Below are 7,747 nucleotides of genomic sequence, written 5' to 3' on the forward strand. Positions count from 1 at the left end.
GTGGCGGTGAGCTGACGCCGGCCTACACCCATTGTTATGAGAAGCAGCCCATGGTGCTGCTCAGCGGCAACAATGATTTCTCCGGCCAGCCGCTGGGCGATGGTGCCCTGCCGTTGCCGCTGCCGGATGGTTTCGATGCGGACTTCACCGGCCCGTTGAAAGAACTGCGCGAGACATTGGTGTCCGGCTTTACCGAAGTAGGTGCCAACCTGCCGGAAGAGCAGCGTCAGGTGTTCGACCAGATCATTGCCGGTACCGACATCCTGTTCAATGCTATGGATGCGGCAACCGCGGCGATCCTGGAAGGCGACAGCAGTGAAATGACGCAATCGGTGCAGGCGGTGCTGGCGGCTTCCGAGCAGTTGCAGGCCATCGATACCAGTGGCCTGCCGGCCCCTTTCGATCAGCTTGGCAGCGCCTTTGATGCTCTGGCCGCCGGCGTCGGTACGGGTAGCGGCGATGTGGGCGTGGGCGGTGACGGCAGTACCGTGGATGATGTTGCCTTTATTGCTGCACCGCTGGTGTCTTTGTCGCGCAACTTGAACAATATTCTTGATGGCGTTGAGGAGCAGGTGCCTGGGGAAGTGCCGGTGTTCGCCGGGCTCACGTCTGTGCTTTCAACCGTATCGTTGGGCCTTGCCAATACCCTGGAGCAGCTGGTGATGCTGGATACCAGTGCCACCGGTGAGCAACTGCTTGGTACGGTGCAGGGCACCCTGGAAAATCTGGTGAATGATGTGTTGTGGCTTAACCAGATCCCCGGTGCAGAGGATTACACCACCTTGCCTGGTGATGCACTGTCATCGGTGTTGTTAACGGTGGTCCGTGAGGTGACAGAGCAACTGGATGAGCGTTTGCTGAACCCGCTGGCGCCACTGCTGGATTTGTTGTCGCCGATCACCGGGTTGTTGGCTGGATTGCTGGACGGCCTGTAGCCGGAAGCAGAAATGGGATTCCCATAACAACAAAGGCAGATCCATTTTTCATAATCACGCAGTCCGGAAACGGGCTGCGTTTTTTTGGGGGGGCAGGTGAGTGTCTCGTTCACGGCGGCACCCGCAGGCCTATTTCGAACCGTTTCTTTCCAAGGAACCGCTGAATAAAAAAGATTACGCCAGCTTTTCGCCTGCGCGGCGGGGGGCGGTGGAATGCATGCCGACAGGCACCCCCAATGACGACAGCGTGTCCATCACCTGATCTACGGTAATACGCTGCAGGCAGGGGTAGCTGTCCCGGGCACAGCTGCTGCGCTCGCATTCTGCTGCGCAGGGTTGCCACCGTAATACGCGGGCGTGGGGTGAGAGTGGGTGCCAGAGGTCATCATTGGTGGGGCCGAACAGGCCTACGGTAGGAATGCCGCAGGCCGCTGCCAAATGCATGGGGCCGCTGTCGTTACCCACATAGGCTCGGCTGTGTTGCAGCAGTGCAATCAACTCCGCCAGGTTCAGTTGATCACACAGATCCAGCACCGGTTTGCAAAGAAAGGATTGTACGCGGGCTATTTGTACTCGGTCCTTGTGTCCGGCGCCGATTAATATGGGGGTGAGTCCGGCGCGGCGTGCATGCTGACACAGCGACGCGAATTGTTCCGCATGCCACATCTTGTAGGTCTTGGTGGCACCCACATGCAGAATCAGGCGAGTTTCATCGGCGTGCATTGGCAGCAAGGCACGGATGCGCACGTTGCTGTCGGGGCATTCGGCTAGCGGCAGGTAATGTGCCGGCGCGGATGCTGCGGGTTGGCTCAGGCTGGCGTAGCTGTGCCAGCGGTGGCCTTGCCAGTCCGGTTCCAGCGATTTGTTATAGAACCAGTGGCCATGGCGGCGCGGCGGGCCGATGCGTGTTGCTGCACCGGACAGTCGGCTCAGCGTGGCAGATTTCTGTTCGCCTTCAATGTCCACACAGATGTCTGCACGAAAGCGTCGCATGGCGCGCACAAAACCCAGGTAATGCGTTATACGCTGCCATAAAGGCCGGGTCGAAGAGAGTGCCTGTTCCGGGTAGAAAAGGAACCGTTTTTCGCCGGGCAAACTTTGCGCCACCAATGCCTGGTAACGCGCATCTGTCACCAACAAGGCATCAGGATGCGCCGATAGCATGGTGCGTAAATGCGGCAGGGCAATCAGCAGGTTGCCCATATGGCTGCACGGAAAAAGTATTAACAGGCGAGGCATGAAGGCGAACACAGTTATCAGCGAAAACTGTTTTCAGACTAGGCGGTAAGGGTGACGGTTATATGACGAGTTGCGAGTTGCGAGTTGCGAGTTGCGAGTTGCGAGTTGCGAGTTGCGAGTTGCGAGTTGCGAGTTGCGAGTTGCGAGTTGCGAGTTGCGAGTTGCGAGTTGCGAAAAATAGATAGGGGAAGCCAGAAAAGTTCCTTGGGCTCGACAGGTTTCAGGAAATATTGCGGGTAGATCTGGATTCCTGTCGACTCGCTCCGCTCGGTTCGCCCCTCAAGTTGGGCTCCTACAGTAGAGCCAACGGAGAGGCTGGTGTCGCCCCGGTTTTCCTTTTCAACTTTCAACTTTGGACTTTGAACTGGATCCCGCGGGCAGAGCGGCCACCGTGAGGCACCGCGCCTAACCCGAGTTGTCGCTAGTCACTAGCAGCTTGTTGCTGCTTTTAATCCCGCTCGATCAACCATTCCGCAATGCGCCCCCAGCTCTGTTTCTGTGCGGCGGCGCTGCCCAGGATACCCATATGCCCACCATCAATGGTGACAAAGGTTTTATCCTTGCTGCGAATCAGCGGTTTCATGGCCTGGCTGCATTCCGGGGTGACGATGGGATCGTTGGCACCGGTAATGTTCAGCACGTTAGCGGTGACCTGGTTCAGGTGCCCGTCAGTCCCTTCCATGGGGAGTTGGCCGTGGGCGACCACGTTGTCCGTCCACAGGTAGCGGATGATGTCCTGAATCACGCCGCCGGGGTAGGCCACCATGTCGTCCAGAAAAGCCCCGTTGGTGGCGTGGGAGGCGACGAAGTCCCGGTCATGCAGGTTCTTCATCAGGCTCCAGTAACCCTGCAGGCTGCCAATGGGGTTGGTGAGCTTGAAGGCCAGGCTGTTTACCCAGCCCGGGGAACGCAACAGGTCCGCAGGCACATCATGGATACGCAGGCCGGTGCGTTTGCGAATCCACTTGGCCCGGCGGCTCAGGGCGCGGTACTGGCCGCCCAGCGCGCCGTTGCGGTGATAATCCGTGGGCGCGCCGATCAATACCAGGTTGTTGATGTCCGGGTCGTTACCCAGGGCGGCGTAGCAGAGGCTGAACAATCCGCCGAAGCTCCAGCCGTGCAGGCTCAGTTTCTGCTCACCACTGTGCTGGCGGACCTGCACCAGCAGTTTGGGCAGATAGTCCGCAAAGTAGCTGCTCAGGCTCAGGTGGTTGTGATGGCGGCCGGGGCGGCCCCAGTCGACCATGTACAGCTCGAACCCGCGGGCGCGCAGGTAACGCACCAGACTGCGCTGGGGGAACAGATCATAGATCAGCATGTTCACTGCCAGCGGTGCCACCAGCACCAATGGCGTGCGCTGGGTGGTCTGGCTGACCGGCACTACGGTGCCGTCCGACAGGGGAATGGCGCTTTCGGTCAGCGGCGGGTAATAACGCAGTTTTACCAGACCGTCGTCGAACAGGGTCTCGTAGGGCGTCTGTTCCGCCTGGCTGAGTTGCTGGGCGTCGAAAAGGCGCGCCCGGCCATTGTCCAGGCGATGCCGCCAGGGGCGGGTTCGCTTGTAAACCACCTGCTGTAGTGTGTCAGTTAGCATGAATTCCACCGGCTAAGGATCAACGGGCGGTTATTGTAGGGAAGAAGCGGGCGGGCGCAGTTGCCGTGCGGACCGCCATTGATGTCGGGGGGGATACCCGCCCCGATTTGCCGCAGTTCCGGTCATTGCGGATGAGCGGGATCTGTGCAGGGCGGGGCGTTTATATCAGTGGGTATAAGCGCCCAGTTTGCCGCGCACCCGTACCTGGCTGCCGGCTTTCAGATTATCTTCAAAGCCGGCTTTCCCTTCAGGGAACAGCATGACCACGGTGGAGCCGAGCAGGAAGCGGCCCAGTTCCTCACCTTTCTCCAGGGTGATGGGGGCGGTGCGCAGGTAGTCGGTGGTGACCACCTGTTTGGGCAGCGGGGTGACCTGCCCACTGAATACGGTCTCGATGCCGGCGACAATCATGGCGCCGACCAGAATCACTGCCATGGGGCCCTGTTCGGTATCAAAGATGCACACCAGCCGTTCGTTGCGGGCAAACAGGTTGGGCACGCCGTTGGCGGTCGCTTCGTTCACCGAGAACAGGTCGCCAGGCACGTAACGGGTTTCGCGCAGGGTGCCGGTAAAAGGCATGTGCACACGGTGATAATCGCGGGGAGAGAGGTAGATGGTGGCGAACTGGCCATTGGTGAATTCACTGGCCAGCGCACTGTCGCCACCGAGCAGGTCGTAGAGGGAGTAATCGTGCCCCTTGGCCTGGAATACCTGGTTGGCGCGAATGGCGCCGAGCTGGCTGACAGCACCGTCTGCCGGGCAGGCAATCTCGTTATCGCCGCTGGCTTCCAGTGGTCGGGCATCGGGTTTCAGTGCGCGCGTAAAAAAAGCATTGAAGGTGGGAAATCGATCCGCGTCTTCGATCTGGGCTTCGGACAAGTCAATGCCGAACCGCTTCATGAACAGATTGATGAAGGTGGTCTTGATCCACGGCACTTCGCTGCGGGCCAGCATGCCCACCAGCCGGGACAGGCCGTGCTGAGGGACCAGATACTGCAGGGTAACGAACAGTTTGTCGCGCCAGTTATTCAAGGGGAATCCTTACTCTTTCAGGGAGCCATTGGCCCGGGTTATTCGGTTTTCTGCGCGGGCGTATCGGGGTGATTCCCCCACTCGGCCCAGGAGCCGGCGTAGCCGCGCATGCGTTCAAAGCCCAGTAGCTTGCCTACCAGCCAGGAAAAACTGGAGCGGTGATGGGTCTGGCAGTGGGCAATCACTTCCTTGTCGCCGGTGATGCCCTGGGCGGCCAATTCTGCGCGGATGTCTTCCAGTGGACGCAGGCGCAGGTTGTTCTGCTTGTCCATGGGTTCGGTCCATTCGTGGTGACGGGCCCCGGGGATGTGCCCCGCCTTCTGGGCGAAGGCGCGCACACCGTCGAATTCGTCCAGGGAGCGGGAATCCCAGATCACCACATCGTCATCCTGATAATGGGCCAGCAGATAATCCAGATCCACTTCGGTGACAGGGTCGTGGGCGCCGACTTCGTAATCGCTGGGGGTGGGATCGTGGGCTTCGCTGCTGGTGGGGTGGCCTTCGGCCAGCCAGGCGTGGATGCCCCCGTTCAGGTAGCTGTAACGCTTGTGGCCGATGGCGTCCAGGGTCCACAGCAGACGCCCGGCCCAGCCGCCGCCTTCGTCGTCATAGGCGACCACATGGGTGTCCGGTGTCAGCCCCAGCTCGGAGAAAAGGTCACTGAGGGCGTCATCGGAAGGGATCATGCCCGGTGCTGGCTGTGCGCCGGTCTGTAAACGCCTGAAATCCAGGTGAATGGCGCCGGGAACATGGGCCTGGACGTAAACCGGGGGCTTGCTCAGGTCGATGATGAGCAGTTTGTCGTCGTCAAGGCGATCGGCGAGTTCGGCGGGTTCGAGCAGCAGTGGCAGCATAAAAGGCAATGAATAGTTAATAATGAATAATTAATAGCGAAACAACTTCGCGCAGCGAAGTCCAATTATTAACTATTCATTATTCATTATTAACTGGTTCACTGATACCTCTCCCGCCCTTCCTCGTCCAGGGTGTCGGCAATCTGGTAGAAGTTACTCAGCCGTTCCTCGTCGATATCGCCATTTTCGGCGGCGTTGATCAGCGCGCAGCCCGGCTCGTTGCGGTGTGAACAGTTGCGGAATTTGCAGTGGCCGGCCAGCTCCGACAGCTCCCGGTAGCCGTGCAACAGGTCGTCTTCACCGATGTGCCACAGGCCGAATTCACGGATACCGGGGGAATCAATCAATTGGCCACCGGTGGGCAGGTGAACCAGCCGGGCGGTGACGGTGGTGTGCTGGCCCAGGCCGGAGTTGCTGGACAGCTCGCCCACCTGCAGATCCGCTTCCGGCAGTACGCCATTGACCAGTGAGGACTTGCCCACCCCGGACTGCCCCACAAACACGCTGGTCTTGCCAATCAGGGCCTCGTGTAACGGTGCCAGTCCTTCGCTCTGGTGAGCGCACACTTCCAGTACCGGATAACCGAGGCGGCGATACATGTCGGACAGTTCATCCACAAAGGGGCGCAGGGTTTCGTCGATCAGGTCGGCCTTGTTGAGCACCAGGGTGGCGGGGATATTGGACAGCTCGGCGGCCACCAGATAACGGTCCAGCAGGGCGCTTGAGGGTGTGGGAAGCGGCGCGAACACCACCAGCATCTGCTCCACGTTGGCGGCCACCGGTTTCAGGTTACCGTACAGGTCCGGGCGCTTGAGCACCGTGTCGCGAGGCTCGATGGCGACGACCACGCCCAGCCCTTCGCTTTTGGGCGGCTGCCAGATCACCTTGTCGCCAACAACCAGCTGTTCCAGGGTGGCGCGAAAGTGACACCGCCGTGTCTTTCGGTTTTCACCATTCGGGCCGTCCGCATTTTCCACTTCCACCTGCTGGCCGAAGTGGGCAGTGATAAATCCGTGTTGCTCATCGCCCAGATCGTCGGCCACCAGGATCTCCTGCTGGTCGGTGCGGCGGTTGGCGCGGTCGCGCTTTTCCGCCTGGATCTTTTCGATGCGCCAGCGTTGGCGGCGATTGAGTTTGCGTTTGGCCACGGGTTATTGCGGTCCTGTCTTCGGGTATGAGATCTAGTATGACAATGGGGGCATGCTACCATGGAGGCCACATTCCGCGTAGCAAAGAGATGCCGAGCCCATGACCGACAAGCGTAATAATCTGATCTGGATCGATCTGGAAATGACCGGCCTGAGCCCGGAAAACGATCGCATCATCGAGATCGCCACCATTGTCACCGATGCCGAGTTGAATGTGCTGGCAGAAGGGCCGGTGCTGGCGGTGCATCAGAGCGATGCGCTACTGGATGGCATGGACGAATGGAATACCACCCACCATAACAACTCCGGGCTGGTGGCGCGGGTGAAAGCCAGCATGGTGAATGACGCGGCCGCAGAGTCCCAGACCATCGCGTTTCTGGAGCAGTACGTGGAAGCGGGCATGTCGCCCATGTGCGGCAACAGCATCTGCCAGGACCGCCGTTTCCTGGCCAACTACATGCCGAAACTGGAAGCCTTCTTCCATTACCGCAATCTGGACGTGTCCACCCTGAAAGAGCTGGCGCGGCGTTGGAAGCCGGAAATCCTGCCGGGCTTCAGTAAAGAGAACAAGCATTTGGCGCTTGATGATATTCGCGAGTCCATCGCCGAGCTGGTGTATTACCGCGAGCATTTTATTAGCGCCTGACCGGCGCCGCTGGCACGCTTCACGCAACACGCGGACATGCAAAACAGGAAAGAAACGCAGGGTGAATAGGCGTGAGCCTGTCTTCGCCCTACGGGACCCTGGATCTGGAGCGCCTGTAGGAGATTCTATGTTGTCCACCCCAGTCTTCATGAGGCAGGGGCCGGCTGATAGTCGGTGCCATTTTTCATAAGCGCGAAGGCGATACGAACCAGTTTGCGCGCCAGGATGACTAACGCTTGGGTAGTTGCCAGCCCTCGATCCAGATAAGCCTGATAGACCCCTGCCCAACGCTTGCTCCG

The 7,747-nt window shown here is 59.6% G+C and carries 6 protein-coding genes and 1 pseudogene; 2 read left to right on the forward strand and 5 right to left on the reverse strand.

The window, feature by feature from the left end; translation table 11 throughout:
- Window positions 1-935 (forward strand): annotated as a pseudogene (locus tag A3730_RS32240) (serine/threonine protein phosphatase); the annotation flags it as partial.
- 174 nt (window positions 936-1,109) lie between these two features.
- Here A3730_RS32240 and A3730_RS26070 read toward each other — a convergent pair.
- From A3730_RS26070 to rsgA, 5 genes are all read right to left on the reverse strand, one after another.
- Complete coding sequence (locus tag A3730_RS26070) at window positions 1,110-2,138, reverse strand: glycosyltransferase family 9 protein (protein WP_231880636.1); 1,029 nt, start codon at window positions 2,136-2,138, stop codon at window positions 1,110-1,112.
- A gap of 484 nt (window positions 2,139-2,622) precedes the next feature.
- Window positions 2,623-3,768: an alpha/beta fold hydrolase gene (locus tag A3730_RS26075; protein WP_063520217.1), complete on the reverse strand. Its 1,146-nt coding sequence runs from the start codon at window positions 3,766-3,768 to the stop codon at window positions 2,623-2,625.
- Between the two features lie 165 nt (window positions 3,769-3,933).
- Window positions 3,934-4,800 carry an archaetidylserine decarboxylase gene (gene asd / locus A3730_RS26080; protein WP_063520218.1) on the reverse strand — a complete coding sequence of 289 codons (867 nt, stop codon included), beginning with the start codon at window positions 4,798-4,800 and terminating at the stop codon, window positions 3,934-3,936.
- Window positions 4,801-4,838: 38 nt separating this feature from the next.
- The gene (locus A3730_RS26085; protein WP_063539287.1) at window positions 4,839-5,654 is read right to left on the reverse strand and encodes a sulfurtransferase; all 816 of its coding nucleotides are present in this window, start codon (window positions 5,652-5,654) and stop codon (window positions 4,839-4,841) included.
- Between the two features lie 98 nt (window positions 5,655-5,752).
- Complete coding sequence (gene rsgA / locus A3730_RS26090; RefSeq protein WP_063520777.1) at window positions 5,753-6,802, reverse strand: small ribosomal subunit biogenesis GTPase RsgA; 1,050 nt, start codon at window positions 6,800-6,802, stop codon at window positions 5,753-5,755.
- A 100-nt stretch (window positions 6,803-6,902) separates the two neighbouring features.
- Between rsgA and orn the strand changes: the two genes are divergently transcribed.
- The gene (gene orn, locus A3730_RS26095; protein ID WP_063539288.1) at window positions 6,903-7,448 is read left to right on the forward strand and encodes an oligoribonuclease; all 546 of its coding nucleotides are present in this window, start codon (window positions 6,903-6,905) and stop codon (window positions 7,446-7,448) included.
- The last annotated feature ends 299 nt before the right edge of the window (window positions 7,449-7,747 follow it).

This window comes from Alcanivorax sp. HI0044 (assembly GCF_001634945.1).

Excerpts from the sequence above, each read along its gene's own strand:
- A3730_RS26070 (WP_231880636.1), bottom strand. The coding sequence starts at position 2,138 with ATGGGCAACCTGCTGATTGCCCTGCCGCATTTACGCACCATGCTATCG.
- A3730_RS26075 (WP_063520217.1), bottom strand. The coding sequence starts at position 3,768 with ATGCTAACTGACACACTACAGCAGGTGGTTTACAAGCGAACCCGCCCC.
- A3730_RS26085 (WP_063539287.1), bottom strand. The coding sequence starts at position 5,654 with ATGCTGCCACTGCTGCTCGAACCCGCCGAACTCGCCGATCGCCTTGAC.
- orn (WP_063539288.1), top strand. The coding sequence starts at position 6,903 with ATGACCGACAAGCGTAATAATCTGATCTGGATCGATCTGGAAATGACC.